This is a genomic window from Rhodococcus sp. P4_E4 (assembly GCF_056401575.1).
Map to the genome: position 1 here is coordinate 35878 of NZ_JBFUJB010000025.1, position 26536 is coordinate 62413.

At 61.1% G+C, this 26536-nt stretch carries 28 protein-coding genes and 1 pseudogene; 15 read left to right on the forward strand and 14 right to left on the reverse strand.

Features of this window, described 5'->3' with window-relative positions; all coding sequences use genetic code 11:
- Positions 1-116 precede the first annotated feature (116 nt).
- The 3 genes from AC1DVN_RS26185 to AC1DVN_RS26195 form a co-directional block, all read right to left on the reverse strand.
- A complete protein-coding gene (locus tag AC1DVN_RS26185) occupies positions 117-1010 on the reverse strand; it encodes a hypothetical protein (protein ID WP_477994367.1) in 894 nt (297 codons plus the stop codon).
- A gap of 106 nt (positions 1011-1116) precedes the next feature.
- Positions 1117-1617, reverse strand: a complete 501-nt coding sequence (locus AC1DVN_RS26190) for a hypothetical protein (RefSeq protein WP_477994368.1) — start codon at positions 1615-1617, stop codon at positions 1117-1119.
- Positions 1618-1649: 32 nt separating this feature from the next.
- The gene (locus AC1DVN_RS26195) at positions 1650-2051 is read right to left on the reverse strand and encodes a hypothetical protein (protein WP_477994369.1); all 402 of its coding nucleotides are present in this window, start codon (positions 2049-2051) and stop codon (positions 1650-1652) included.
- Between the two features lie 501 nt (positions 2052-2552).
- Between AC1DVN_RS26195 and AC1DVN_RS26200 the strand changes: the two genes are divergently transcribed.
- From AC1DVN_RS26200 to AC1DVN_RS26210, 3 genes are all read left to right on the forward strand, one after another.
- Positions 2553-2846 carry a hypothetical protein gene (locus AC1DVN_RS26200; RefSeq protein WP_477994370.1) on the forward strand — a complete coding sequence of 98 codons (294 nt, stop codon included), beginning with the start codon at positions 2553-2555 and terminating at the stop codon, positions 2844-2846.
- A gap of 154 nt (positions 2847-3000) precedes the next feature.
- Positions 3001-3327, forward strand: a complete 327-nt coding sequence (locus AC1DVN_RS26205; RefSeq protein WP_477994371.1) for a hypothetical protein — start codon at positions 3001-3003, stop codon at positions 3325-3327.
- Positions 3328-3510: 183 nt separating this feature from the next.
- Positions 3511-4098, forward strand: coding sequence for a hypothetical protein (locus tag AC1DVN_RS26210; RefSeq protein WP_477994372.1), 588 nt, complete (start codon positions 3511-3513; stop codon positions 4096-4098).
- 65 nt (positions 4099-4163) lie between these two features.
- On the opposite strand, the gene AC1DVN_RS26215 is transcribed toward AC1DVN_RS26210, so the two are convergent.
- A complete protein-coding gene (locus AC1DVN_RS26215; protein ID WP_477994373.1) occupies positions 4164-4601 on the reverse strand; it encodes a DUF6924 domain-containing protein in 438 nt (145 codons plus the stop codon).
- Between the two features lie 292 nt (positions 4602-4893).
- Here AC1DVN_RS26215 and AC1DVN_RS26220 point away from each other — a divergent pair, with 292 nt between their 5' ends.
- Positions 4894-5376 (forward strand): hypothetical protein, encoded by a 483-nt coding sequence (locus AC1DVN_RS26220; protein ID WP_477994374.1) that lies wholly within the window; start codon positions 4894-4896, stop codon positions 5374-5376.
- A 386-nt stretch (positions 5377-5762) separates the two neighbouring features.
- Here AC1DVN_RS26220 and AC1DVN_RS26225 read toward each other — a convergent pair whose 3' ends face one another.
- On the reverse strand, positions 5763-6344 hold the full coding sequence (locus AC1DVN_RS26225; protein ID WP_477994375.1) for a hypothetical protein: 582 nt from the start codon (positions 6342-6344) through the stop codon (positions 5763-5765).
- A 450-nt stretch (positions 6345-6794) separates the two neighbouring features.
- Between AC1DVN_RS26225 and AC1DVN_RS26230 the strand changes: the two genes are divergently transcribed.
- Positions 6795-7394: a hypothetical protein gene (locus AC1DVN_RS26230; protein WP_477994376.1), complete on the forward strand. Its 600-nt coding sequence runs from the start codon at positions 6795-6797 to the stop codon at positions 7392-7394.
- Between the two features lie 582 nt (positions 7395-7976).
- On the opposite strand, the gene AC1DVN_RS26235 is transcribed toward AC1DVN_RS26230, so the two are convergent.
- Positions 7977-8264 carry a hypothetical protein gene (locus AC1DVN_RS26235; protein WP_477994377.1) on the reverse strand — a complete coding sequence of 96 codons (288 nt, stop codon included), beginning with the start codon at positions 8262-8264 and terminating at the stop codon, positions 7977-7979.
- A 502-nt stretch (positions 8265-8766) separates the two neighbouring features.
- Here AC1DVN_RS26235 and AC1DVN_RS26240 point away from each other — a divergent pair.
- The 3 genes from AC1DVN_RS26240 to AC1DVN_RS26250 all read left to right on the forward strand — a co-directional run bounded on the left by AC1DVN_RS26240 (position 8767) and on the right by AC1DVN_RS26250 (position 12705).
- Complete coding sequence (locus tag AC1DVN_RS26240; protein WP_477994378.1) at positions 8767-9990, forward strand: IS110 family RNA-guided transposase; 1224 nt, start codon at positions 8767-8769, stop codon at positions 9988-9990.
- A gap of 215 nt (positions 9991-10205) precedes the next feature.
- Positions 10206-10826: a class I SAM-dependent methyltransferase gene (locus AC1DVN_RS26245; RefSeq protein WP_477994393.1), complete on the forward strand. Its 621-nt coding sequence runs from the start codon at positions 10206-10208 to the stop codon at positions 10824-10826.
- Between the two features lie 640 nt (positions 10827-11466).
- Positions 11467-12705 carry an IS110 family RNA-guided transposase gene (locus AC1DVN_RS26250; RefSeq protein WP_477994379.1) on the forward strand — a complete coding sequence of 413 codons (1239 nt, stop codon included), beginning with the start codon at positions 11467-11469 and terminating at the stop codon, positions 12703-12705.
- Positions 12706-12793: 88 nt separating this feature from the next.
- Here the strand turns inward: AC1DVN_RS26250 and AC1DVN_RS26255 are convergent, their stop codons facing one another.
- Both AC1DVN_RS26255 and AC1DVN_RS26260 read right to left on the reverse strand, forming a co-directional pair.
- On the reverse strand, positions 12794-13144 hold the full coding sequence (locus AC1DVN_RS26255) for a DoxX family protein (protein ID WP_197941292.1): 351 nt from the start codon (positions 13142-13144) through the stop codon (positions 12794-12796).
- Complete coding sequence (locus tag AC1DVN_RS26260) at positions 13141-13461, reverse strand: hypothetical protein (protein WP_477994380.1); 321 nt, start codon at positions 13459-13461, stop codon at positions 13141-13143. The genes AC1DVN_RS26255 and AC1DVN_RS26260 overlap by 4 nt, the downstream gene beginning before the upstream one ends.
- A gap of 74 nt (positions 13462-13535) precedes the next feature.
- Here AC1DVN_RS26260 and AC1DVN_RS26265 point away from each other — a divergent pair, with 74 nt between their 5' ends.
- Both AC1DVN_RS26265 and AC1DVN_RS26270 read left to right on the forward strand, forming a co-directional pair.
- Complete coding sequence (locus tag AC1DVN_RS26265) at positions 13536-14417, forward strand: sigma-70 family RNA polymerase sigma factor (protein WP_477994381.1); 882 nt, start codon at positions 13536-13538, stop codon at positions 14415-14417.
- 118 nt (positions 14418-14535) lie between these two features.
- Positions 14536-14688, forward strand: coding sequence for a hypothetical protein (locus AC1DVN_RS26270; RefSeq protein WP_477994382.1), 153 nt, complete (start codon positions 14536-14538; stop codon positions 14686-14688).
- Positions 14689-14876: 188 nt separating this feature from the next.
- Here the strand turns inward: AC1DVN_RS26270 and AC1DVN_RS26275 are convergent, their stop codons facing one another.
- Together AC1DVN_RS26275 and AC1DVN_RS26280 are read right to left on the reverse strand one after the other, a co-directional pair.
- Positions 14877-16187 (reverse strand): MFS transporter, encoded by a 1311-nt coding sequence (locus tag AC1DVN_RS26275; protein ID WP_477994383.1) that lies wholly within the window; start codon positions 16185-16187, stop codon positions 14877-14879.
- A 391-nt stretch (positions 16188-16578) separates the two neighbouring features.
- Positions 16579-17241, reverse strand: a complete 663-nt coding sequence (locus AC1DVN_RS26280; RefSeq protein ID WP_477994384.1) for a winged helix-turn-helix transcriptional regulator — start codon at positions 17239-17241, stop codon at positions 16579-16581.
- 65 nt (positions 17242-17306) lie between these two features.
- On the opposite strand from AC1DVN_RS26280, the gene AC1DVN_RS26285 reads away from it, so the two are divergent.
- From AC1DVN_RS26285 to AC1DVN_RS26300, 4 genes are all read left to right on the forward strand, one after another.
- Entirely contained in the window at positions 17307-18185 is an 879-nt protein-coding gene (locus AC1DVN_RS26285) for an alpha/beta fold hydrolase (RefSeq protein ID WP_477994385.1), read from the forward strand.
- Between the two features lie 152 nt (positions 18186-18337).
- A complete protein-coding gene (locus tag AC1DVN_RS26290; protein ID WP_477994386.1) occupies positions 18338-18523 on the forward strand; it encodes a hypothetical protein in 186 nt (61 codons plus the stop codon).
- A 569-nt stretch (positions 18524-19092) separates the two neighbouring features.
- Positions 19093-19518: an ABC transporter permease gene (locus AC1DVN_RS26295; protein WP_477994387.1), complete on the forward strand. Its 426-nt coding sequence runs from the start codon at positions 19093-19095 to the stop codon at positions 19516-19518.
- A 128-nt stretch (positions 19519-19646) separates the two neighbouring features.
- Positions 19647-20606: an SMI1/KNR4 family protein gene (locus AC1DVN_RS26300; RefSeq protein ID WP_477994388.1), complete on the forward strand. Its 960-nt coding sequence runs from the start codon at positions 19647-19649 to the stop codon at positions 20604-20606.
- Between the two features lie 226 nt (positions 20607-20832).
- On the opposite strand, the gene AC1DVN_RS26305 is transcribed toward AC1DVN_RS26300, so the two are convergent.
- The 3 genes from AC1DVN_RS26305 to AC1DVN_RS26315 form a co-directional block, all read right to left on the reverse strand.
- The gene (locus AC1DVN_RS26305; protein ID WP_477994389.1) at positions 20833-22143 is read right to left on the reverse strand and encodes a YncE family protein; all 1311 of its coding nucleotides are present in this window, start codon (positions 22141-22143) and stop codon (positions 20833-20835) included.
- 834 nt (positions 22144-22977) lie between these two features.
- Positions 22978-23553: a DUF6461 domain-containing protein gene (locus AC1DVN_RS26310; RefSeq protein WP_477994390.1), complete on the reverse strand. Its 576-nt coding sequence runs from the start codon at positions 23551-23553 to the stop codon at positions 22978-22980.
- A gap of 28 nt (positions 23554-23581) precedes the next feature.
- Positions 23582-23710, reverse strand: coding sequence for a hypothetical protein (locus AC1DVN_RS26315; protein ID WP_317545210.1), 129 nt, complete (start codon positions 23708-23710; stop codon positions 23582-23584).
- Between the two features lie 166 nt (positions 23711-23876).
- Here AC1DVN_RS26315 and AC1DVN_RS26320 point away from each other — a divergent pair.
- Positions 23877-24248: pseudogene (locus AC1DVN_RS26320) on the forward strand (SOS response-associated peptidase); the annotation flags it as partial.
- A 176-nt stretch (positions 24249-24424) separates the two neighbouring features.
- Here the strand turns inward: AC1DVN_RS26320 and AC1DVN_RS26325 are convergent.
- A partial coding sequence (locus AC1DVN_RS26325; protein WP_477994391.1) for a (Fe-S)-binding protein occupies positions 24425-26536 on the reverse strand: 2112 nt, incomplete at its 5' end.

The window sequence follows — 26536 nt, forward strand, 5'->3', positions numbered from 1 at the left end:
GCTCGTCGCCGAGCAACAGTCCGGTATGTCGATGGTCAAAACGCACACCCAAGCCCGCAGGATCGAGCTCAGGCGCGATTCGCTTCCTTGCCTTGGCCGAGCGGTTTCGGCACCTGTCAAAGCCGAAGGTTTCCTCTCTCGTCGCATACAACTTCCGTCCCGAACAGTGAATACGATGCGGCTGATGCTTCGTAGAGCCGATAGACGAATCCCGCAGCAAACTGGGCGGGTTCGCGAATAATCGGACCGCCGCCGGGTAGAAGGAAGCGGCCGAACGTCATCTGATTGAGGCTGGGGATTTCGAACTCCAGTTGGAAGCATCGCTTTTTGAGGATCCGTTGAAAGGTGAACCGGACGATTCCGCCGTGGAGCCATTCGAGGGAGAGGGCTCTGATGTCGCTTCTGATTGCTGACCTGCGAGACACGGCGCCGAGGGTGGCAGCGAATGCTTCGCCGAGACCGGAACTTTCGGGTGGCGCGGTGACGCGAAGAGTCCAGTATCTTCCTCGCCGGTCCATGTACGGCTGATAGAAATCGCGGTTCAGGGAGTGATACACCGGTGTCAGAGGGCCGAGAATTTTATCCGCACGGTACACAGTGAAGTCCCGAAACATGTTGGAGTACTTGCGCCAATCGAAATCCGGTGGGGCTTCGGCCATGGTTCCAGAACCGGAGAAGAACGCGGCAACACGGTATCTCAACCATGTCTTTTCGAGATCTGGTACGTAGATGTAGACAGGTCCCAGGTTCACCGGTGCGGCGTGCCGCACGACTTCGATAGCGGTCGAAGGTTGCAGAACAGAACCCGTGACGGCGAAGCTGAGCATTCTGTTTCCGGTGTCAGGAATGAATGTTCCGTCATCGTCGACGCAGCGCCGGGCGACGGTGATCCGGACCGGGGTACCACCGATTTCTGCCCGATACCCGGGCTGGGGGATTCTGCTTCCGCGCAGAATTGCCTGGACGTCGATGCCGTCGGCGCCGAGGGGCACTGGTTCGGGCTCACGCATGTGCGTACGCTCCTGATGACTCCGTCCAGAGACGAAGAGATCAACTTTACAGCTTCCGGATGCGCAGATGCGATCTGCTGGCGGAGGTCGTCGTGAAAGCGCGAGGTTATCTTCCGGACGTGTGTTTTATCTGTCGGGGAGATTCGGCCTCTGTTGCGGGCCACATGTGGATCAGGTAGTCCTCGACAGGATCGCCATCGTGATGCGCATCGAATCGGATACTTTTCCCGCGGGCGTAGATCCGCACGCGATACCGACGTTCCCCTGGTGGTGTTAACCCGAGAATATCGGCGGCTTTCCCGTCTGCGTTCATGTTGTCCCAGAACGAAACGATGTTGACACGGTGGGCAATGTCCTGAGTCAAGTCGCCTTCGACGGAGCCTTCCCATGCGCTGTCGTCATAGAAGGGCGGCGTGTGGTGTACCTCGACGGTGACGTTCACCGGCCCGCTTTTGACGCCTACGTTTACTCGTAAAAGGTCGCCGGCGAACATCGCGAGCGGAAAGTCGGGATTTTGGCCGTGGATCAGCTCCCGCAGTGGGCCTGCTTCGATCATGAACTGGTGATAGTCGGTGTCGATGACTGATTGGTGTCGTTCGATGGTCACTTTCGAGCTTCTTCCGACTGGTGTGGTGGGGGTTATGTGCAGGTTTCGGTGATCATGGGTTCGATCGGCATTTCGGACAGTGACGTCACCCCTGCAATTCGGGCCTGTAGGCACACACCGGCAGACATCCATTGTTCCCAGTCAAGTCCCAGTTCCTCGGCGAGATAGCCTTCAAGACTTGTCTGATCGGACGGATCCGCTATCCGGCCGAGTTCGAACCGACGCTCGACCACACCTTCGCGTGCGAGAACGAATGTGGACAGCATGTTGACATCCCACTGGACAGTGATGCTGGTGCCGAAAGCGGCGGACAGCCGTTCTGGCAACGGGGGCAGTATGGCGGCGATCGCCAGTTCCTCGAGTATCCACGTCCAGCCGCCGACCGAGGCTGCATGGCGCATCGCCAGAGCCTCCTCGTCGGTAAGCGAGTCCAACCACTCTTCGGTACCCGTCTCGGTTGGTTTGCGTAGCTTCCGAGGATTGGCCGAATCGAATACTCCAGCACGGCTTCGACATCGGTGGAATGAACAAGTGTGAAGCAGAGTCCGAGATCGAAGCGATCGTCCTCCTCGACCCAGGCGAACTCATCCTGTAAAAACTGATCACTGTTCATCCGGCAAGCATCTCATCCTGCAATTGAAGTTTTAGGCGGGCGCAATGGTGTAGTTGCCGAGCGCATCGTCGACAGTCACGAAATATGTCCGTGTGTCTTCATTCGTCGTGTAGACGTTGCAGGAAAACTTGATCCCAGGTTTCGCCGGAACGCGCGATTGAAGGCACTGCGCCCTGTCGACGGGAGCCGGCGCTAAGTCTGCGACCGCTTGTGCATACACCGACCTCTCGACTTCGCGTAAGTCGAGTTCGAGAGTGGCGGCGGAAAGCGGGTAGTCGATTGCATAAGGATTCGGAGTGGGAGGCGGTTCATTGGGATCGTCTTGAGCACCTGGACCTTCGGCTCCGATGACGACGATCTCGCCGAGCGAGGGGCTTTGCTCAATCGATTTTTGACTCAAGGCAACGACCCCAACTGCGACAAGAGGTGCGGCAACGCAGCCGGCGACAATCGCAAGCCTGACACGGGATGGCATGTTTCTTCCTTTTCGCTGCCGAGATGTATTGCTTCTCTGAAACTGGTGTACGCCGTTACAGGCTATGACCTATCCAGCGCTCGTATCGGTCTGCTGGGGCCAAATGTCTGCACACGGACACCGGGCGTCGAGGGGCGCTGATGGATGGCTGTCGTCATCGCCCCTATCGAACTGATTTCACCGACTGCATTGGGTCCGAGAAACGATCGAGTGAGAGAGGACCTACAGGCTGCGTTGCCTAGCGGTGGGTCCGGCTTGCCGATCTTGCACGTGATCATGGTGGAAGGATGCGGGGATGCGCCCGAACAGGTACCTCGACGATTATCTGCATGGGCTGGAGTTCCTGGGTGGGGTGTACCCCGATGATGCGGGGGTGATCGCCGAGCACGGCATCGTGGCCGCGCTCGATGATGATGATGCGTTCGTGTTCTTGCTTCGCTTGGTCGGTCCAGAAGCCCCGGCGTTCGCGGATGAACTGTGGCAGTTGATCAGTGGTTTTCTGAACAGTCGCCGCGTCGAGGAGTTGTTCGGAGGCTCTGAGGATGCAGGGTTGACGGATCTCAACACAGTGAGAATCCCGAGATACCTCCCGCCTCCTACTCGACCGAGGATCTTAAGGTGAGAGTGTCTGACGACTACGGGGCTGAGTGTCAGGTGATTTGAGGTGACGGCGCGACCTGATCGGTATCGTCGCGATATGACCCGTTCCGATGTTTCCTGGCAGAGCCGAGAGATAGCGTGGCCGCTGATTGTGCTTGAGCAGAACGGAATCTTACCGGTCTAGGGACGACGAAGGAGACACAGCGTGAGCGGCCCTCGTGACAACGAGATTCTCAGAGCACGTACACCGGGACTTGGGTTCGCGGTCGCCGCAGTTCCGTTCCTCGCTGTGCTGGGTGGGGTGCGCTACGACTGGTGGCGATACCCCCGGCCCGCTGTTGTCCTCCTCGAACCTGCAACAGTGGGGTTAGCTCTCCTAGGGTTGACGGTGGTCGGTGCTCTCTGGATCTTCCGGTCCTACGGTTACTGGACACGTGAGCAGCGGTTGTCGTGGAAGATTGGGCTTGCCCCACTGGCCGTGGCGACGACAGCCATGGTATTTGTGCTGGTGCCGACGCCGACAGAGGACGCCTTCGACCGTGCCCGGGGCGGGATGGAGGAGCTCGCAAACTCGATGCAACAGAACCTCATGCCCTATACCGGCCGAAGTACCGTGATCGACGGGCTCGAGTTCCACGTCTATATCAGAGAGGATAACTGCGTGTATTTCGCCGATCTCAAGCAGAGCGTCGTACTCAAGGCCGGATGGATATACACGGCGAACTGCACTCTGGACCCGGACCAGCTCCGTCGTTATAAGCCCGTCGCCGACAATTGGTACGCATTTCCGTAAAGAATGGTCCACGTTCACATCGCTCAAACACATAATCGCGACCGGATCCGACTTAGTGGACCCCGTCAGAATCCTCGGAATATCCGATCTTCCGCCCTGTCAGCAGCACTCGCGAAATCACTGAAATCCATGTTTGCCAAAGACAGCTTATTCTCGATCGACCAGCTCGACGTCGGAACGACACGGACTGCACGCCCAGGCTCCCGATTCAGGTCGACAGCAAGTATCGGTCGCTCCGGATGGCTGAAAGTCACTGAATCGGCGAGGAATACGAAGTACGGAGGTGGACTCGGGACAAGTCCGGCGATCTCATCTGCAGTCAGACCGTCAAGATCCAGATCACTGACGCACGCCAGGCTTGCACAGAAATCGGAATACTCAGGATCTGGGCCGTCAGGACCCGTCGCGACGTCGCACAGAAGCTGCCACGCATCATCATCACTGAAATCCGCCCGAACCAACAACGCCCTACCTTGCGTCGGTCTGGGGAGTTCACGGGTCATCAGATGACCCTACAGATTCTTGGCTCCCGCCTGTAAACCGAAGGCCCTCAGGCCGATTCTGCGGGTTTGGGGGTGCGTTTTGACCATCGCCAAACCGGACGATATGTATCGACCAGGCTCATCGCCGGTCGTATGTCAGTAGCAGAAACCTGAGGTACGGTCGGTCATGTCATCAATCCACCTTCCCTACCGTCGCCGACCACCGGGAACATTGACGGCTGTGTGCACGCTCGTTTTGTCGCTCGGCATCGTTTTCGCCGTAATCGATTGGTGGCCCGGTATAGGTCACAGGGTGGACAAACTCACCAATCTGCTGATCCTGTTAGCACTTTCAGGCATGCTTCTGATCACCGGAACTGTCTGGGCTGTCCAGACTTTCGGCATCGTGCGCCAGGAACGGCGATGGTCGTGGTCGGTCATGGTCACCCCGATCATCGTCCTGACGGCTCTTGTGATCGCAGTACTCATTCCCGCACCATCATTTCAGTCCGCACGCGACGACTTCGAGATGGCTGTGCGGAATCTTCCGGACACCCCTGAATCCACCTCAGTCACTGACGTACACGTCGGCCCTTTCACGATGTCGAGGATCACCAAGCATCCTGCGGGGACGGTCTACTTTCATGACGCTGATCAGGGCTGGTTCCGCTCGGCCGGGGGTTGGGTGTATTCACCCGGCGGCAGACCAGCGGGCGACGAGTATTACGAGAAGTTCGACGTCACCCATATCGACGGACCGTGGTATGAATTCCGTGGCACCCTGCCAACTTGGTAGAAGTCAGATACACGCTGCTTCGATGCGCGGGGGACAGTCGAGGTCATGCCCAAAGTACAGAACGATGAACTATCGCCGAGACGTACCGTGGTCCTCGCCGCGTTGCTTCCCATTTTGCCGATCGTTGGACTTCTCGGAATGCGGTGGGACAAGCCTAAGTTTCTGTCCCGGATGACCGGTCCCGACGAGCTTCTCGTCGGGGGCTTGCTGACGTTGCTGCTGGCGGCGGTCGGGCTGTTGTGGATGATTTCTACGATTCGTGTCGTCGGTGAGGACCGATGTTGGACTTGGTGGATTACCGTAGCCCCGGCCGTCATGATTACTGGAGTAATCCTGTATCTCACTGTTCCAGGCTCGTGACCTCCCATCTGATGAGAGAAACTCGTCTACTCGGAAGGTGCCGACTTCCATACCTGCAATAAATATCTTTCCGGAATCGAAGAATTCGCATCGTTTTGATTCGCTATCCGGCCTCGGGCAGAAACCCGCATGGTGTACGTACCAGCGCCGTCAGAGGTGATGGGTTTTTCAAAACCGTTCGCATATGAGAACGAATTCAGGTCATACACGTACATCTGGCCGTCTGCAGTCGAGAATTCGAGATCGAATGATTCTTCCCAGCCCTCTTCGTCTGGTGGTGGCGATTGCACCGAATTGACGGTGACCTCCACGCGGGGCCCGTATTGATTTCCGGTGTGGATGATGACGACGCCGTCGCCTGCGGATGCACCTCTGCGCGTGTCGGCGGCCGAGAATATCGAGTGTGGGAGTTGCGGCATGCCCGTAGGGCCTTCCGGCCAAGTCGCAATCGGGCCGGCGATCATCAGTTGTCCATCAGGGGTTTCAACAGACCCCGACTGGTTGTGGCGGTTATCGGACGACTCGATTTCTTCCTCACCAGGTGAACAAGCCATCAACGCTCCGGCCAACATCAGGATCGTCCAGGCCGTACCCAGTGAGCTTCTCATGCATATAAGCCTGCCATGGCGGAGTTCACACGAAATTAGATAGTCCTTCAATGGACGAGTAGCAACTCCAGTCCGATCAGATCGTTCATGCGGGTTTGGGTGTGCGTTTTGACCATCGACAAAACAGACAACTTTCGGACCCAACGACCTGATTCCCGTCGTCGTCTTGAACCTAATGGGGAACGACGGACAAGCTTGAACACCCGAAGAAGAGCACTAAGCTGCAATATTGTCCGAATTGTATGGGCCTGGGATCTTCTACGGCCGGGGCGGCACGCCCTCGCCCTGCTTCGCAGCTCAGCTGGTTCCGGACAGGGGCCCGACTTTCGGGAGGTGCCTGTCGTCGTTCGGCTTTCTGATGCAGCTCGCCCGGCAGCGTGGTCTTGGACATACTGAGGTCATGACGAGCCGAGGAGTGGTACGTAGTTGGGACGTGGGGGTATGCAGGGCGTGATCGACTCCGCAGACACTCCGGGCGGTAGCTGGACCTCATGGACATCTGTAGTGGTCCACGGGTTCCCGGGTTTGGTCGAAGGTCAGGAAGTCGAGTTCGAGTGGAATCAACTCGACGAGGCGGCAGACGGTTACGACTTTCACACCGTGCAGGCGTGGCCAGTCGGCGAGGACCACACGCCGCCGGGACCGTCCGGTTTCAGGGTTTGGGATATCGATCCCGACGGCACCGTTCACGAGGTCACCGATCTAGACATCACCGACCTCGACGATACGATCGCGCCCCCGATCGGCACCCCAGCGATCGGTGTCGTCACCACCTGGAATGGCGAGGAAGGCTGGGGGGTCATCGACTCTGCGGACACCCCGGGCGGTTGTTGGACCTTCTTCGGCGCTCTCCACCCCGACGAAGTCCTCAATGCTCAGCCGAGCGGCAGTTTCAACATCAGCGGAGGAATCAGTGGTCTCGTCGTCGGCGAGCGGGTTGACTTCGAATGGGAGCCGGTCCTCGATGAGGACGGATACAAATTCCGTGCGATCAAGGTCAGACCGCAGCGCGAGATCCCCCCTTGGCACATCAAACGAATCGATAGGTAGCGCTCGGAGTCGCCAAGGAACGGACCTCGGTCTGCGACCGAAAGACGGTGCGAGAATTCGACAGAGCCCTACCGTGGACGGATGGAAACGGCAGGCAAAATAACTCGAGCTGCTCGGAACCCTAATCACGATGGTCGGACTATGGTCCGCGTGGTCGAGAGCGTCGACGAGGAACAACACACGGCTCGTTGCGTTCCTCGGAGTCGCCTTCGGCCGCCTGGCCGGATCGACAGAGCAGGAATTGCGAACAGTCTATGGAAGCGACGTTGGCATTGGGGCCGACCACGCGAGAGTTCTGAAACACGACCAACTCATTGACCATTTGGTTGATCTCCACCGTGAGCTTGATGCGGTGAGGGCTGAGTCGCACGCACATGCCGACGCGGCCCGTAGTGAAATCGAGACCGCGTTCTCGAAAGCGATCGATCACATGAAAACAGAACAGAATTCCCATGCGATAGGGGATCTAAAGTGGGCGCTCGTCGGACTCGGAACGACAGCCACTGGGATCTTGATCGGGATCTGCGTTTGATTACGAAACCACAGCAGCACAACCTAATCCGATGAATTCGCCGAGAGCTGTCAGGCTTCCCTCATCGTCGCACGGGCCAACATTTGTTCCATCTGAGGCGACCCCAACGGCAATGCTGTGTTCTGCATCCTCATGCGGACATTCCACTCCGGGGCGAACGCGTCCCACAGCACTCGTACAGCAGGTGCCGAAACATCGCGCTCGACTGTTTCTACAGTTCCTGCATCCCAATGAGGTTCCCCGTCAACAGAATCCGGCTCACCGAACACCGAGATCAAACGATCCGGCACGTAACCCAGCGCAACCAAGTCTGATGCACTGAAATGATCCTTGCTCACAAAACCCCACCTTCACCCCAAACTGCAACGACCACAACATCTTGCCGCACACGCTCACCATCGCGGATCCCGCAGAACATGTCGGACCCCAGAACTATCCTTAAGGCTGCGACGAGCACCAGGTCGCCACTCTGACCAGACTGAAGCGAAAGCCGAAGTCCTGACCTGCAACAACCTTTGCAGATCGGTCACACGTGGCGGCCTGATACTCATTCCCCACCACAAAACCAGAGCTACCGCGACACCACCCGTGACCGGCCTGCGCAGCTCCCGCACAATCACCTTTACGTTGGAGGAGCCTGAGGTAGTCGCTTCAGGCGCTCGTCGGCGGTCTGGGGCGTGGCTCCACAATCACCTGCTGCCCCGATGGCTTCGCGTGGAAGGCCACCCCGGACCGTGACCGGTCGTTTCGGCCGCTGATTGAGATGTGTTCGCGAAGTTTGTCGCTGTGTAAAGGTGTGCCGGCGAAACAACCCTGACGAGCCCCACGTATTCGCAAGGAGTGCCTATGGTCGAAATTGTCTGGGTTGGAATCGATGTCGGCCGCCACGCTCATCACGCCGCCGCCGCAGTCGACGACAGCGGCGCTGTGCTGTGGTCACGCCGTATTCGCAACGACCAAGCGGATATCGAGACACTGCTCGAACGAGTCGCAGATGTCGGGTCGGTGGTATGGGCGATCGACATGACCGCACCGGAATCTGCCTTGCTCCGTGGCGTGCTGGCTGCGCACGGTCAGCAGGTGCGGTACGTGCCTGGCAGGGTCGTCCACAGTATGACCGGTGCCTTTGCAGGCGAGGGCAAGACCGACGCCCGCGATGCGGTGGTGATCGCGCAGACTGCACGTCTGCGCAGCGACCTCGCTCAGGTCGCAGTGCCCGACGATGTCGCGATCGAGCTCGAGCTGTTGACCGGCCACCGAAGCGAGCTTGTAGCCGAGCGAACGCGCGGCATCAATCGACTGCGTGTCCTGCTGACCCGCATTTTTCCTGGTCTGGAGCGGTGTTTCGACTATTCGACGCTGACCGGTCTGGCGTTCGTGACCAGGTATGTTACGCCGTCGTCGATCAACGCGGCCACCGACGAAGAAATCTACGATCACCTGCGTACTCACGGGGTTCGCCGACCCACGATCCCTAAAATGATCGGTGCGGCTCGTACGGCAGCCCTGGCGCAGCCCATCGCACTGGCCGGTGAAGCAACCACCGCAGTCTTGATTCAGCAGGCAGCCAGTTCGCTGATCCTGCTCACCCGGCAGATCACCGATCTGGACAAACAAATCACCGGTGTCTTCCGGCAACATCGGCACGCACGCATTCTCGAATCCGTGCCCGGCATAGGAACCCGAAGCGGAGCCGAACTCATCGCGATCACCGGCGGTGACCTCACTTCGTTCGGCTCGGCCGCCAAACTCGCCGCCTACGCTGGCCTCGCCCCGGTGCCGCATGACTCAGGAAACCGACACGGCACTTTGCGCAGACCTCAGCGCTACCACCGTGGCCTCCGGAAAGTGTTCTACATGGTTGCGCTCAACAGCTCCCAACGCGACGGACCGTCCCAGGAGTTCTATCAGCGCAAACGAGGCGAGAAACGCTCGGCTGTGCACGCTTTGATTGCGCTCGCTCGTCGTCTCGTCGACGTCGTGTGGGCGCTGATCCGCGACAACCGCGAATGGACCCCCGAACCCGCGACCGAGCGCCACCAATCTGCACCGAAAGCCGCCTAGGACAACCACCACCGATGACGCTAGTGGTCCGTGTCGAGTCGGATGGGTGAACGTAAACGGAGGGAGGAAGACGTCGAAGGTACTCGCAGTGCACGCGTGGCTCATCTTGATGGCTTGGATGATGGTCGTGTCCTAGCTGGGTGAGCGGAGATGTCACGGGCGCACTTCACTGGACTACCCGGCGCGGCAACGGCAGCAAGCTCTACGCCTTCGGCATGATCGTTTGCATGACGAACGTCGCGAACACAGTCCAGAGTTCATACTCCAAATGGTCCGAGAAGTACGTCGAAGTCGCCGGAGCGATCTCAAAGACTCATCCCTCCGACCGAGCCCTCGTCAGCACCTGGGCCGACAGTTTGACCGGTCCGGTTCTCGATGCGGGTAGCGGACCTGGACAGTGGACAAACTTCCTCGCGCAGCACGGACTCGACGTACGCGGAATCGACCTCGTTCCGGAGTTTGTCGAGCACGCTAAGGCGACCTACCCCGACCTCACTTTCGATATCGGGAGCTTCGAGGCAATCGACGCGGAGACAGGCTCCCTTGGCGGAGTGCTCACCTGGTACACGACCATCCATCATCAGCCCGAGGATCTGCCAGCTGTACTCACCGAGTTCGCGCGCGTAATCCGGCCTGGCGGCGGGCTTCTGGTCGGCTTCTTCGAGTGGCCCAACCTCGAACCGTTCGAGCATGTCGTTACGCAGGCGTATCGCTGGCCGGTAGGAGAGATGCGCGAACTCATCGAGGCTGCAGGGTTCGACGCCCTGGAAACACACACCCGGACCGAGAAGGATGTGCGGCCACACGGCAGGATCGTTGCCCGACGCACGCTATGAATAGGTACACCTACGACACTCGCACCGGCGAGCCGCCTCCTCCTGGGCCGAGTCAGAGTGGGCTGCGCATCTACCACCTTGCGCTATCCGAAGGGTCAGCGAATGACGCTCACATTCGTTAACAGCCGACGCTCTGATTGGTGGACACAACCACATAAGCGGTGATCGGAATATCACCGCCAGACTTGCTTCCCGCATTGAGATCCCCGCCAGCGCACCAAGTGGGAGGTGCCCACCACCGCGCACACCCACCGCCTGCCACACACCAACAACCGAACGACACTTCCGGCGCTGTTGCCGCTACGCAGCCCCGAGTGGTCAAGAAAGTCGTCGTACAAGTCGCCCCAGAGCACCATGCCGGGGTCCCGACCCGTCAACCCACGCTCCGCTCTACGGGGTTGACCGCCCACCCGTTATCTTCTTGATGGTCCCTTCATTGGGGCCGGTCTTCCGTTCCGGTATGGCTTACACGCCCACTGGCCGATTGCGGGTCTCGTCGAGTGACGCCGCCGGATCGGATGGCGCCGGTTCACCGCTGATAGAGGCATGGCCAAAACGAACACCGAGGGGTCTGCATAACGTGGGTGACGGGGATCGGTGCCGTGACCATCAACGCTGACAACCGAAATGGAGTGTCTACGTGAGCGAACCGATCTATGACGTCTTCTGCGGAATCGACGTCGGCAAAACATCCCATCATGCCGTTGCGCTGGCACCTGACGGCCAGCGGCTCTGCGGCACTGATCTGCCACAGGACGAGAGCAGAATCCGCTGCCTGCTAGAGGATCTCGCACGGCACGGCCGAGTGTTGGTGGTTGTCGATCAACCCCGCAACATCGGTGCCTTGCCGGTCGCTGTGGCTCGCGAGTGTGGAGTCGACATCGCCTATCTGCCTGGATTGCGGATGCGCCGTATTGCGGACCTGTATCCGGGCCGGTCGAAGACTGATGCGCGGGACGCGTTCGTGATCGCCGACGCGGCACGAACATTGCCTGACACCCTTCTGCGGATCGACGAACAGAACGACGTGGTGGAAGGACTGCGACTGCTGGCGGGATTCGACGCAGACCTTGCCATCGAAGAGAACCGCCTGGTCAACCGAATACGATCGGTCCTTCTCTTCGTTCATCCCGCTCTGGAACGCACAATCGGTCGGCAAATGCATCGACCGGTCGGCCCGGGACTACTCGCGGAGTTCGGCGGGCCCGAAGGTTTCACAGCCGCAACACGGCAAACCTTGGACGAGAGTGCCCGAGCTTTCGCACCTCGGTTGTGGAAGAAGATCACCGACGAGATTGTCGACTCCCTCGGTCAGCAGTCGGTGACCGTACCTGGTGCGGACAAGGCTGACTTCGTCATTCGTACGCTGGCACGACACCTGCTCGAGGTGCGGCGTACACGCGCCGAGCTCGCGGAACAGTTCGAAACCGAACTGGGCAAGCATCCTGACGGGCCGATCCTGATGTCTCTGCCTGGTGTCGGTTGCCGCACCGCGGTCACGATGCTCGTCGAGATTTCGGGCATCGACCGGTTCGTCAACGCCGGCCACCTCGCCGTCTACGCAGGCGTGGCACCGCGAACACATCGATCGGGAACGTCGATCAAAGGCGAACACCATAGGTACGGTGGAAACTCCAGACTCAAACGCGCCATGTACCTTTCGGCGTTTGCAGCACTGCGTGATCCGCTGTCCCGTACGTACTACGACCGCAAGCGTGCCGAAGGTAAGAACCACCGATCCGCTTTGATCTGCCTCGCCCGGCGGCGGAGCAATGTTTTGTACGCGATGTTGAGCAACGGATCGAAGTACACCCCCACGCAGCAAGCGATCCCCTCTGATGTGTCAACCACACGCGACGCAGTCCGAAACGCTGCTTGACAGGTCAAACGGACTGCGCGCGCGTTGCACCCACGCAGCGCGCGCCGTAATCGTGACCGGGTGTTTATCGACGTCTCTACCGCTTCCGTTAGATCGACAGCAGTGCCGGGACGGAGACAATCGAGAGCAGGAGGAACGTCCCTGGGAACGCGATGTTGTAGTACACACGTGTCTGGATGTGGCGAGCTACCGCTCCGAGGAAGAAGAGGACGAGGCCGACCGCAGCGAGCAGCCCCACCGGTCGACCGCCGAACAGGCCGATCAACAACCCGAGACCACCTGCAAGCTTGGCTGTACCCAGCATCGGGAGCCATGACGGTGGTACGCGGACTTCAGCGGAGTTGGCGAGCACGAACTTCGCGTGGGCGTAGTCGGCGATACCGAAGCCTGCATTCAGGAGCGCAGTCAGAAGGACAATTCCCGTGGCAAGTGCGGTCATTTCGAGGTTTCCTGGATTGGGGCGAGCATGTTGTAGTTTCCGACGACAGTAAAAGGTTTCGGGGCGGCGTTGTCGGATGTCCAGTTCGGGAGTGCTCGGCGGAAGTGCGCTGCCGTGTCGATGCCGAGTAGTGGATTTGCTGCCGGATCGGCAAGGTTGAGCATCAGGAAGAATTCGCTGCCCGACCGAACTGCAAGGTACTGCATGTCTTCTGGCGCGACTGCGGTGACGGCGTGGAATACGCGGCGAATTTCCGTCTCGGCGGAAGCGATGGATTCGTCGTGGGTAGTGAAGCGGACGATCTGTAGTGTGCTCATATCGGGATATGCGCTTTCGATAGACGTGGGACTTGGTCATCCCTTTGACGACTGCCGCTCCCGAAAGGTGACTCATGGACAGTGAGACCCTCGCCCGACGATTCGACGAACTCCGCCCGCACCTGATGTCCGTGGCTTTCCAGGTCGTCGGCTCCATGCCCGACGCCGAAGACGTAATCCAGGCCGTGTGGTTGAAGGTTGCCTCATCGGATACGCGTGCGATCGCAAACCTCGCCGGCTGGATTACCACGATCACCACACGAACAGCACTCGATACGCTCAAAGCGCGTCACCGTCGCCGCGAGACCTTGGCGGGCGACGATCTTCCGCACGAAGGCGAAACAAGCGGCCCGGACGCGGAAGTGCTTCTCGCTGAATCTGTCAGTCGCGCACTCCTGGTCGTCCTCGAACGTCTCTCCCCGGCCGAGCGGGTCGCATTCGTGATGCACGACGTATTCGCCATGCCCTTCGACGAAATCGGGAACATCCTGGATCGCACTGCGGCGACGAGTAAAAAGCTGGCGAGCCGAGCCCGCACCAAAATTCACGCCGCCCCCACCCCAGCGTCCTCACAGGTGACGGAACACACCAAGATCGTGAAAGCCTTCCTCGCCGCCTCACGCGGAAGCGATATCCCTACCTTGCTCGAACTTCTTGCACCGGACGTGATCCGAACAGTAGATCCAATCCTCGTTGCGCCCGGAGCATCGACATTCATTCGCGGGGCCGCCGAGGTGGCAGACGAGACTCGGCAGTTCACCACACGCGCGAAAAAGGCAGCAGTGGTGCTCATCGACGGCGAACCTGGCGTCGTGATCGCCCCGTCCGGACGTTTACTTGCCCTGATGACCATTTCATTCAACCTCAACGGGCAGATTCGCCGGATCGACATCACCGCCGATCGTTCCTACCGCGATGCCGCGACGCTCACATTGCCAACAGATGGAGGCGAATAAACCTTGTTCGAGGTTGCGGAAAGAGATAGAAGCACTCGACATGGTGACAGGGGAGCGACTCTACCGACTCGCAGGAAGGCATCACCAGACCGAAACAGCCGCTCCCACACGCTTTGTCGTGATACCCCGCACTGAAGAACACGGCGGATACGAGAACGAGTGCTTCACCAATTACGTCCAAGACGGCCGCGGCCGCTACTGCCTGCGAGGACCGATGGTCCAGTCGGACGCGGAATGGCTCGCGAACAAGCTGAATACGCAGTTGGGCTAGCCAGCCAACAAGGCCCGCACCGGATTCGGTGCGAGGTGCCCACCAGCGCACACACCCACCGCCGCCCACACACCAAAAACCGACCGCCGCCTCCGGCGCCGTTGCCGCTACGCAGCCTCGAGTGGTCAAGAAAGTCGTCGTACAAGTCGCCCCAGAACACCACGCCGGTGCTTCTATCTTTTCTGCAATCACTCCTGCGGGCCGGTGACGGTCTTAGTTTCAGTCCTAGTAGTTCGATGGCGTCGTCGGCGGGGCGTAGAGATCGCTAGTGCGAGAACGCCGAGCGCGGATAGAGCCGATCCTGCTGTGAGGCTTATTGTCGCGGTGGTGAATTGAGCGATCAATCCGGCTCGGGCGTTGCCGAGTTCAGGGCCGGCGATCTCGACGATGTGGTCGAGGGCGCTGATCCGCCCCCGGTGGGTGTCGGCTATTTCTCGCTGAACAATCACTCCTCGGGCGACCACGCTGGCGGTATCTGCCGCGCCGGCGATGGCCAGAACACCGAGGGCCGCAGCCAGGTGCGGGGCGGCGGCGAGTGCCAACAAGGAGATCGCCCAGATCAAGGCAGCTCCGAACATCAGGGGCGCCGGCCGGTGGGAGTGCGCGAAGTATTTGGACGCTGCGCCCGCCAGGATGCCTCCGAGCGCCAGAGCGGCGAACATCAGGCTCAACGTGTACGTCTGACCGCCGAAACGTTCGGAGTTCAGAGCCGGGAACAGGGCGGTAGGCATGGCGAGGACCGTGGCATTGAGATCGACCAAGAACGCCCTGCGTAGGGCCGGTGTTCGCCATCCGATGCGTAGGCCGCTCAGCAGGCCGTCAGAGGTGCGTCGTGGTCGCGGGGTGCGGGGCTGTGGAGGCGTGCGCGGTAGGCGGGCGATTCCGTAAACGGCCGAGGCTGCCAGTGCTGTCGCGAGCGCGAAGCACCCCGCGACCCCGTGGGTGGCGGCGACGATTCCGCCGATTGCCGGTCCGAGCAGCACGCTGAGTTGAAAGGAGGTTGCGGTCAGCGCCAACCCTCTACCCCATGTATCGACTGGTAGGAGGGTGACGACCAGGGCCTTGCGGGCTGGAGAACCCACGGATGATGCGGCGGAGAGGAGGGCGAGGAGGCAGAAGATCACCGCCGGTGAAATGTCGGGGCCCAGTGCTGCCGCTGTCATGGCGACCAAGGCGATTGCCTGGCCGAATGTGCTGGTGAGAGCGATGGTGCGGCGATCGATTCGGTCGGCGAGCATGCCACCGACAAGTGCGAACACGATGATCGGTACTGATTTAGCGAGACCGAGCATCCCCATCCACAACACACTGCCGGTGGCGTCCCATATCGCTACGAGGGCAGCGAAGGACGCAACCTGGGCTGCGATCGCAGTGAGCGTGGTGCTCGTCCAGAGCTTGCGAAACATTGGCGACTGCACCAGAGGTGAGGGTCGCCGCGCCGGAGTGCCCCGAGGGCAGTGTCGTCGTTTCCTCGGCCGTCGAGACATGGCGTTTGGCATCTATGGTCTCCGATATCGCTTGCGCGAGAACGAGACCAATCTGCACTGACACTAGGAGCCCGGGCAGGAATGATCCCGGGCCTCGCTGGGTTGTCAGCTGAAAAGGGCGCGCCGGGTATCCGGCGCTGCTGTGCACATTTGAATCGTGACCATGGTCAATGACAGTAACAATGTCCGTGCGCGTGCGTCGGTTGAGCATCACACCATCCCCGGCGCACGAGCAATGTTCTAAATGCGATGTTGAGCAACGGATCGACGTACACCCCGATCACCCAACAAGCCGGCCCCTCTGATGAATTAACCACACGCGCCGGAGTCCGAAACGCTGCCTAACGGGTCAAGCGGACTGCGATGAATCCATTACGAACGAGAAGGGCTTCTCCGCGTGAATTCATCCAACTGTCGGCGGTGAGTTCCCTGCCGCAGCACTGGGCGCTTGGAAGATCGCGCGTAGGGCGGCGATGTCGCCGTCGATGACGACGGCTGGTGCGATGGCGTCGATGGTCAGCACCCCTGCTGCCAGACCCAGCACGATAGGGGCGTCGGCACTCAGAACGGCGTCGACATCCCTCCCGTCCGGCAGACCGACGTCGACACCAGTGGGTGTGGCGCGGAGTTGGATACAGTGGTCTGCAGCCGAGATGTTCACCGCCGCTGTCTGATCGGCTGGGACACGGCCTGTGAACAAGGCCGCGAGGGCCAGCGACATCCACTCGGGCCGGAAATCGTCGTCTTCTGGACCGCGGATCATCAGCGGCGTCGACCACCGGATCAGTCCGTTGATCGGCTCGCGGAGTTCGGCACCCCACGGCGTCAAGGCGTAGGTGATGGCATTCCCGCCTTCGGACAGGCGTCTTTCGAGCACACCAGCGGTCTCGAGGTCGCGTAGGCGACCGACCAACAGGTTGGTGGCGATGCCGGAGAGCGCTTCGCGCAGGTCACCGTATCGAGCAGGCCCCAGCAACAACTGACGGACGATCAGCAAATTCCACCGGTCACCGATCACATCGAGAGCTCGGGCGAGTCCGCAGTACTGGCCATAGTCGCGGCTCATAACACCTGCTTTCTAAAAATAAAGTGTGCTTCACTATATCAACCATTACTTTGCGAGGGGCGCGCATGACGACGACAACAAGGCCATCCTGGGTCGACGACGACTTGTTCCCGTTCGAGAGTCGATTCGTCGACATCGACGGAAATACCGTCCACTACGTCGACGAGGGATCTGGTCCCACATTACTTCTGCTGCACGGCAATCCGACCTGGTCATTCCTCTGGCGCGAGGCGATCAGTGCGCTCCGCTCCGACTTTCGATGTATCGCCCTCGACTATCCGGGCTTCGGCCTCTCGACCCCCAAGCCCGGCTACCGCTACTTTCCAGAGGAACACGCCGACGTCGTCACCGGATTCGTCGACGCACTCGGCCTCGACGACGTCACGTTGGTCGGCCAGGACTGGGGCGGGCCGATCGGGCTGGCCGCCGCCCAGCGGCGACCGGGTGTTATCGATCGACTGGTTCTGATCAACTCCTGGGCGTGGCCGGTCAACGGGATTCTCCACTTCGAGGCATTCTCTCGCATCATGGGCAGTCTCCCGATCCGTTTCCTGGTTCGTCGGGCCAACCTGCTTGTCAACGCCTTCCTCCCCACCGGGCACCACCGCCGGAAACCGACCACGGCCGAGATGACCCACTACAGGCTGGCGCTCGATACTCCGGAGCGACGACAGGCCACCGCCGTGCTTCCCGGCCGGATCCTCGCCAGCCGTGACTTCTTCGCCGAGGTCGAGGCTGGCCTCCCCGACCTCGCTCACCTACCCACGCTGATCGTGTGGGGTGATGCGGACATCGCCTTCCGCCGGCAGGAGCGCGAACGCCTGGAAGTGACGTTCCCCGACCACACGACCGTGATCGTCAAAGGCGCAGGCACCTACGTCGAATCCGACGCCCCAGACGAGTTCGTCGCCGCAATCCGCGACTGGCACACACCCACGGCGTGAGAAGTTGCCGTCGGCGACGTGACCCCACGATGTCATCACGTATCGCAGCAATGTCGGGACACCCCTAGGGCTGCATTGGGTTGCGAAGTTGATAGAAGCACTCGACCTGGTGACAGGGGAGCGACTCTACCGACTCTCAGAAAGGCAGCACCATGACCGAAACAGCCGCTCCCACACGGTTTGTCGCGATACCCCGCACCAAAGAACACGGCGGATACGAGTACAAGTGCTTCACCCACTACGTCCAAGACAGCCGCGGCCGCTACTGCCTACGCGGACCGATGGTCCAGTCGGACGCGGAATGGCTCGCGAACAAGATGAACACACAGTTGGACTAGCCAACCAAAAAGGCCCGCACCGGATGGTGGATTCCGTGCGGGATAAGTAAACGACGGCATCATCTATGAGCCAGGATGTACCAGATCAAGATTGCGAAGAGGGATGCCAGCGAGCAGTAGGCGAGGAAGCCTCCCATATCAATCCAGGTCCGTTCCGCGAAGGGGCCTGGGCTTACCAGCGACACCTGGACTTCACGACTGCTGCGTCGGGCGAGGTGGATCCACCACACATCAACATTGCCCACGCCCCATCCCAGCAGTAGCCACATGAGCACCCTGTTGGCTTTGTCGACTGAAGTTCGGTCCTGACTGCGTTGGCGCATGATTGAGTGTCCGCCGTCGGCGGGAATACTGCACGTTTCGAATGCTGCACATCCGCCAGTCAACCTGCCCGGACGCCACTGACCACCGAACATGACGAGCAATCAGCGCTGAAACAGACGCATCAATGTTGCATCCGATGCAACCTTCACTCAGCTGATTGACGGTCTCGTCCCCTCCGCGCTCTCGACGGGCCTACCCGGGTTGATGTGGGGCCGCACACCCGCGCGCCGGGCTAGGCTGCGGGCGTGTCGAGAGCAGTGTGGTGGATCTTTGTCGGGGCTGCGTTGGCCTTCACCGTGTGGGTCGGCGCCTCATGGACGATGGCTGAAGTGTCGTTGGCGTGCTCGAAGACCAGCGAGAGCGGATCCTCCTTCCGGTGCGATGACCACATCGTCCACGTGCTAGGTGCCTGGCCACTGATCGGCCTGGGACTACTGCTCGCAACACCACCTGTGGTGGCCGCATTGGCAATGCGAAAGTGGGTCTCGTGGTTGGCCGTCGCCGCACTCGTTGGTTTGTCCATCGCCGGGCTGGCGAACTGGAGCTCTTTTTGGGGATCTCTTCTCTTCGCGGTCCCCTTGGCAGCCCTTGGGTTGGTCGCCGCCGCAACGCAAAAGACCATCCCGCGCCCGGGTACACCACTGAGAGGTTCTGCGGCAGCGGCTGCGTAGACGCGCGCCGCTGCCGCCTCTGGGCGAGTCAGTCGTCAGACATGCCCTAGTTGGGGCCACGCTGATTGCGTTCGAAGAGGGCAACGAGGTGAACGGCTAACAGCTGACCTGACGGATACATTCAGGAGATGACTCTCACCAATGTATGGCGCCGGTACATGCAGGTCCTTCACGAGAAGGCACCGGTCACGGCAGGTGCGGTTCGCCCGCCACGGCCGCTCTCCGAGCGAGAAGACGCCGAACGCGTTACAGGACCGTGGACCCCCGAGCTTCGAGAGTTCTTTTCCCTTCACGACGGCCAGAAACGACCGATCGGTGAAGAAGACTTCGTCGGAAGCGTGTTCCCGAGCTTCGAGCTTCTCCCGCTCGCCGACATCATCACACAGCACCGATCTTTACGAGATCACCTCCACGACACCGAATACCTCGGCGACGACTGGGGAAATATCGCCCGGCAACATCCGGCCGGCGAGATCGCGCACATGTTCCTCAGTGAATACATTCCGTTCGCAGAGCACGGATGCGGTGATCTGTTGTGCGTGGACACGCGCGGCGGGGAGCGGCAAGGCTGTGTCCGCGAGTTCGGCGCAGAGGGCGCTGATGAACGCGATCCGGAGTCGGCGTCGTTGGCGGAGTACGTCGATTCGGTACGCATCAGCCTCGAGTCAGGTGTCGAACACTCCGGACTGGTCTCTACCGTCGAGGACGGCACCCTGGTCTGGGATGTCGAATTTTGTGACAACCAGGTGCGCATTCCCGTGCCTGAGCCGGTGATGATCCACCTACCGTTCGCTCTGACGAGTTTCCAGCCGTCACTGATCGGTCCCGACGATGACGTGATCGACCTGGATGTCGTTCGGCGAACAGTGATCGACACGGCCCAGTCGCTACACCCCGGCTCGGTCGTAGAAGGCGGCGGGTCGATCTTTCGCCGGGTTCCCCGTCAACGCGGTGTCTCGGTGAGTTGGTTCGTCGAAATCGATGGTCAGACTGTGGCTTTCGTATCCATCGTCACGGGCCTCGGTGATGAGGTGATTGTTCACGAGCTGCCGGAAGATGGCAGCGTCAGGTTCGTGTTCGACGAGTGATTGTCGAGATGTAGCGGGGATCAGCAGGACACGCTGCTCCACTGTGACGGATTCCGGGTGTGTCGCGTTCTGTCGCTGATCTAGGTGGCGCGAGTCCGGTCGAACCGCCCTTCCGGTGTGATGCCGGGGCGCGTCCTGTTTCTGCTGTCCTGTCGGTATGAACGATGGTGGCAGCCCACCCCCCCGGGTCGGGGTGGGCGGTCACCGGGCATGTGTGGTGCTGGGGTCAGGAGGTCCAGGTCGTCGAACCGAAGGAGCCGAGCGAGCCGGTCGGGGTCGGGGTGGTGTCGGTGATCTCGAGAACCACCGGCAGAACGGCATCGTCACCGATGCCGTTGGAGGCGGTGAGGGTGAACTCGAATCGACCGGCGACCGTGGGGGTTCCGGAGAGCACTCCGGTCGGGGTGAGGGTGAGTCCGTCGGGCAGGGCGCCGGCGGTTGCGGTCACGGTGGGGGCGGGTCGCCCGGTGGCGGTGAAGGTGTGATTGTAGGACTGGCCGACGATCCCGGCGGGTGGGGTTCCGGTGAGGGTGGGCGGCTGCTCGATCGCGATCACCGACACCGTGCCGCTTCCGAGGTCGGTGATGTAGGCGTGGTTCCCGTCTGGGGTGATCGCCGCCCCGCGCGGAGTCGTGCCGACCGGGACGGTCGCGATGACGGTGTTGGTGGCGGTCTCGATCACCGACACCGAGTTACTACCGGCGTTGGTGACGTAGGCGCGGTCACCGTCGGGGGTGATCGCCACCGCGAACGGATTCACACCGACCGGGACGGTTGCGATGACGGTGTTGGTGGTGGTTTCGAGCACCGACACCGAGTTGCTGAGCTGGTTGGTGATGTAGGCGTGGTTCCCGTTCGGGGTGATCGCCACCCCGTATGGACCCGAGCCGACCGGGACGGTCGCGATGACGGTGTTGGTGGCAGTGTCGATCACCGACACCGAGTCGCCGCCGAGGTTGGTGACGTAGGCGCGGGTGCCGTCGGGGGTGATCGCCACCCCGATCGGAGTCGTGCCGACGCCGACCGGGACGGTCGCGGTGACGGTGTTGGTGGTGGTGTCGAGCACCGACACCGTGCCGCCGAAGAAAGGGGTGATGTAGGCGCGGGTGCCGTCGGGGGTGATCGCCACCCCGAGCGGAGTCGTGCCGACCGGGACGGTCGCGGTGACGGTGTTGGTGGTGGTGTCGAGCACCGACACCGTGCCGCCGAAGTAATTGGTGATGTAGGCGCGGCCACTGTCCGGGGTGATCGCCACCCCGGACGGACCCCGGCCGACCGGGACGGTCGCGGTGACGGTGTTGGTGGTGGTGTCGAGCACCGACACCGTGTCACTGTTCCCGTTGGTGATGTAGGCGTGGTTCCCGTTCGAGGTGATCGCCACCCCGGTCGGATTCGTGCCGACCGGGACGGTCGCGGTGACGGTGTCCGCTGACGCCGGCACCACCGCGATAGAGAGGGCTGCGGCCACGGCCACGGCCGCACCCAGAAGCAGTCGCATCCGCCGCATCGGCAGACGTGATCGATCGACAACGGTCATAGAAACTGCGTCCTTCCAGGTGCGGACCGCACCCGTGGGGCGCGCAGCAGCCCACAAGCGGCGCGGGGTACCAGAAAATAACATAACGGCCATCCGCCCCGAAACCGATTGCCCCGCCGGAAACACGTCACCGACAGTCCCGGATGTTCGGTGGCAGTCAAACTAGCGTCGCGCTTCGCTAATCTTCGCCGCAAATCGACAGTGATCCTCGATCGGCCTCTCCGGCCGGACGGGGAATAGTGCATGTTTCGAATACTGCACATCCGCCACTCGACCTCCCCGGACGACACTGATCCATAGTGGTTCCACACGCAATTGATGAGGAGCAGCTACAGCAATGATTTGGATACGAGAAACATTCACCGCAATGAACAAAACTGCTGCCAGTCTGGTATTTGTGATCGCTGTATTCCTGGCCGTAGGCGTAGGGAGTCAAAGTGGCCACTCACCCTGGATTGCAGGTCTTCGTGCGCTGGTGATCGCTCTCGTATGCGGCTTCTTGGCGGTCATCCTGGCCGCTCGCACCCAAGTTCGACGGAACCACAACATCTGAAAGTTGCTCCTGAAGGCGAAGAGGACCTCACCACTAGGCGTGGTCCTCTTCGTCGTCCATGAAGAGGATCGCCGGTAGCCCCTGTAGACATGACGAAGCCGCCGGCACCGAAGAGGGTGTCCAGCGGCTTCACAGGGTCGGTGCCCGTCTTGCGCCTCTCGGCAAGTGGCCGCTCGAAGCGGCATTTCTGGGGTGGTACCCGGGGCAAAGAACCGAACACCGACAACCTCTGCAACGAAGACCGCCGCAGAGTTATTCCGGTGCGCTGACCTGCAACGAGGTTAGTCGTCACTGCCAGCTACGAAGGTCGCCGTCGACAAGAATTCGGGGGTGATCTGCACGCCGGTGTAGTTCGCGGCCATCGCAAAAGATGCTTCGACGAAGTGGAATTTCCCGTCCGGCGTCGGTCCTTCACTGTCGGGGTCGAGCCCGACCTCTCTCATCCGCGATTGCCACGCCTCCGGTATCGGGTCCAGGCGCAGATGAGGATCGAAGTTCACCGTACGAACTCCGTCCTGCCACAGGATGAACGAAGCGGCAGCTGCGACATTGCTCGAGTGTGTAAGCGCCTCACGTCCCGCCGACAGCGGCGCCATCAGTGCGTCGTCCGTGCCGGCCGACGCCATCGGAGCGATCGCGATCGTCCAGTTCCCCAAGGCCGCGGCGCCGACGATCGAAAATTCTTCCCAGCCGAGTTCGTTGATGCCCTGGAGTCCGCGTACTTCCCCCAGTTCGCGCACGGTCATCGCCTCGATCACGGCAGCTGGCGTTGCATCGCGCACGTAGGTCACGTACAGGCCGTTCTCGGTCCACGGATAGTCGCGGAAGAGCCACTCGAAGTCGCGATACGTTTTCATGCGTAGGCCGCCCTCCCGAACGATTCCATTATTTCCTGGTGATGATCGTCCGCAACACAAAACGGAACACCACCGCGGTACCGGCCCCGACCGCGATACCGGCCACCACGTCGGCCAGAAGAACCCCGACGGTGACACCGAGGACTGTTGCGGCCACGATCGCCAATGCGACATCGGCAGGCGCCGGCCGAGGACTGGTGATCGCACTTCCCCTTTCGCGACAGTCGACGACGTACTCGCACAGATCATCACACGCCGTTTGACGCGGAAGTCGGACCCACGCTGTTCAATGGGACGGGAACCGACTACGAGGAGGTCAGGCCATGTGCGGGCGCTACGCAAGCAAGAGCACAGACAAGGAATTGCAAGCGTTCTTCGACACCATGCAAACCGTCGGCGACGAACTTCCCCCGTCCTACAACGTCGCCCCCACCCAGCCTGTCCGTGTGATCCTCGAACGAACCCCATACGAGGAACCTGACGCCGAGCCCCAGCGTCAGCTCAGAACTGTCAAATGGGGCCTGCTGCCTGCCTGGGCAAAAGATCGGAAGATGGCATCCAAACTCATCAACGCCCGCAGTGAAACCGTCACGGAGAAGCTCTCATTCAGAAGTAGTGTATCCAAACGGCGTGCCATCATCCCGGCCGCTGGATACTACGAATGGATGAAAAGCGAAGCAGGGTCGAAGATTCCTTAACCGGACTAGGTTTTTTCATGCTGGGCTTGGCGCAGGTACGAATCTCGTTCGTACCGCCGTTCGTTGGTATGGATCTAGATGGCGTGCGCACCTTTCCGTTGTAGGGCAATGCCTTTCAAATGAGAAGCGCACGGTGCGAATGCCTGCTCCTGAGGTTCGCCCCGAGTTGAATGTCAACTGGTACGTGGTTGACGCCCCGGAGCCTTGACACCTCTCTTCAGTTGAAGGCCGATGTGCTTGGCGGTCGATAGATTCGCAGCGTTTTCTGGCTTTCGGGGCGCAGCGGCAGGTGCTTCAGGCGAAGTGGCAGCAGGTGCAGCCTTCGCGCCAGGAGCCTTGGCCCCGCCCTTCATCTGCAGTCCCTTGCCGCCGGGAGCCTTGGCGCCGGACGCCAGGCCCAGACCCTTCGGCTTGGCGACGGGTGCAGCAGCTTCGGGTGCAGCAGCCTCAGCTGCCGGTGCTTCCGCTGCCGGTGCGGCAGCGGCCTTTGCTCCGGGTGCCTTGGCGGCGCCCTTCATCTGCAGTCCCTTGCCGCCGGGAGCCTTGGCTCCGCCCGCAAGACCGAGACCCTTGGGCTTTGCCACAGGTGTGGCCGGTGCAGCGGCTTCGGCGGCGGGAGCTTCCGCGCTTGCGGCGGGAGCTGCCTTCTTGGCGCCGGGAGCCTTTGCCCCGCCGGCCATTCCGAGGCCCTTGCCTGGTGCCTTGGCGCCGGGAGCTTTTGCGCCTGGTGCTTTGGCGAGGCCCTTCATGGCCAGACCCTTGCCTGCCGGTGCAGCCTTGGCTTCCGGAGTCGCGGCGGCTTCCTCGACTTCGGCGACCCGATCCTGCTCGACAGTCTCAGCCTTTGCCTCAGCAGCGACCGGGGCCTTCTCACGCGGGATCACCTTGATGTTCTCGCCGAGCTGGGCGGGATCGAGGCGGGTGACGGAGTTCAGCATCAGCTGCGCGACGTCGACGACCTCGACGCCTTCGCCCTGGCCTTGCTCCTGGCGGGCAGTGACGCCGTCGGTGAGCATGACGCGGCAGAACGGGCAACCCGTGGCGATCTTCTTGGGGTTGGTGGAGAGCGCTTCGTCGACGCGGTCGACGTTGATGCGCTTACCGATGTTCTCTTCCATCCACATGCGAGCACCACCGGCACCACAGCACATGGAACGTTCGCCGTGACGCGGCATTTCGACCAGCTTGGAGCCTGAGGCTTCCATGAGTTCACGGGGAGCGTCGTAAACCTTGTTGTGGCGTCCGAGGAAGCACGGGTCGTGGTAGGTGACGTCTTCGCTCACGGACGCAACCGGGATCAGCTTCTTCTGGCGCACCAGACGGTTGAGCAGCTGGGTGTGGTGCACGACCTCGTAGTCGCCGCCCACCTCCGGGTACTCGTTGCCGAGGGCGTTGAAGCAGTGCGCACAGGTGACGACGATCTTGCGCTTCTTCTGCTCGATACCGTCGAAGACCGAGTTGAGCATCTCGATGTTCTGCATTGCGAGCTGCTGGAACAAGAACTCGTTGCCGGCACGACGTGCGGAGTCGCCGGTGCAGGTTTCGTCGGCGCCGAGGACCATGAACTTCACTCCCGCGGTGGCRAGGAGTTCGGCGACRGCCTTGGTGGTCTTCTTGGCACGGTCTTCGTAGGCGCCGGCGCAGCCGACCCAGAAGAGGTACTCGTAGTCCTCGAAGCTGTCGGCGTCCTTGCCGAAGACGGGGATCTCGAAGTCCATCTCGTTGATCCAGTTGAGRCGRTCCTTGGAGTTCTGGCCCCAGGGGTTGCCCTTGTTCTCGAGGTTCTTGAACAGGCCGGCGAGCTCGGAGGGGAACTCCGATTCGATCAGGACCTGGTAGCGACGCATGTCGATGATGTGGTCGACGTGTTCGATGTCGACGGGGCACTGTTCGACGCAGGCRCCGCAGTTGGTGCAGCTCCACAAGGTTTCGGCGTCGATGACCGGGGCCATCTCACCTTCGACGGTTTCACCGACGAGCTTGCGGTCGGCCTCGAGGCGTGCGGCCTCGGGGATGGCTGCGAGTGCGGCTTCCTTGACGTTGCCTTCGCTGTCGACGAGTCCGATCTCGTCGCCGCCCATGTCCTTGCGTCCACCAGCGAGCAGGTACGGGGCCTTGGCGTAGCCGTGGTCACGCAGCGACATGATGAGCAGCTTGGGGGAGAGCGGCTTTCCGGTGTTCCAAGCAGGGCACTGGGACTGGCAACGCCCGCACTCGGTGCAGGTGGTGAAGTCCAGCCAGCCCTTCCAGGAGAAGTCTTCGATGTTTCCGGCGCCGAGAGTGTC

Excerpts from the sequence above, each read along its gene's own strand:
- AC1DVN_RS26185 (WP_477994367.1), bottom strand. The coding sequence starts at position 1,010 with ATGCGTGAGCCCGAACCAGTGCCCCTCGGCGCCGACGGCATCGACGTC.
- AC1DVN_RS26205 (WP_477994371.1), top strand. The coding sequence starts at position 3,001 with ATGCGCCCGAACAGGTACCTCGACGATTATCTGCATGGGCTGGAGTTC.
- AC1DVN_RS26215 (WP_477994373.1), bottom strand. The coding sequence starts at position 4,601 with ATGACCCGTGAACTCCCCAGACCGACGCAAGGTAGGGCGTTGTTGGTT.
- AC1DVN_RS26225 (WP_477994375.1), bottom strand. The coding sequence starts at position 6,344 with ATGAGAAGCTCACTGGGTACGGCCTGGACGATCCTGATGTTGGCCGGA.
- AC1DVN_RS26245 (WP_477994393.1), top strand. The coding sequence starts at position 10,206 with ATGATCGTTTGCATGACGAACGTCGCGAACACAGTCCAGAGTTCATAC.
- AC1DVN_RS26255 (WP_197941292.1), bottom strand. The coding sequence starts at position 13,144 with ATGACCGCACTTGCCACGGGAATTGTCCTTCTGACTGCGCTCCTGAAT.
- AC1DVN_RS26260 (WP_477994380.1), bottom strand. The coding sequence starts at position 13,461 with ATGAGCACACTACAGATCGTCCGCTTCACTACCCACGACGAATCCATC.
- AC1DVN_RS26265 (WP_477994381.1), top strand. The coding sequence starts at position 13,536 with ATGGACAGTGAGACCCTCGCCCGACGATTCGACGAACTCCGCCCGCAC.
- AC1DVN_RS26275 (WP_477994383.1), bottom strand. The coding sequence starts at position 16,187 with ATGCCAAACGCCATGTCTCGACGGCCGAGGAAACGACGACACTGCCCT.
- AC1DVN_RS26280 (WP_477994384.1), bottom strand. The coding sequence starts at position 17,241 with ATGAGCCGCGACTATGGCCAGTACTGCGGACTCGCCCGAGCTCTCGAT.
- AC1DVN_RS26285 (WP_477994385.1), top strand. The coding sequence starts at position 17,307 with ATGACGACGACAACAAGGCCATCCTGGGTCGACGACGACTTGTTCCCG.
- AC1DVN_RS26290 (WP_477994386.1), top strand. The coding sequence starts at position 18,338 with ATGACCGAAACAGCCGCTCCCACACGGTTTGTCGCGATACCCCGCACC.
- AC1DVN_RS26300 (WP_477994388.1), top strand. The coding sequence starts at position 19,647 with ATGACTCTCACCAATGTATGGCGCCGGTACATGCAGGTCCTTCACGAG.
- AC1DVN_RS26305 (WP_477994389.1), bottom strand. The coding sequence starts at position 22,143 with ATGACCGTTGTCGATCGATCACGTCTGCCGATGCGGCGGATGCGACTG.
- AC1DVN_RS26310 (WP_477994390.1), bottom strand. The coding sequence starts at position 23,553 with ATGAAAACGTATCGCGACTTCGAGTGGCTCTTCCGCGACTATCCGTGG.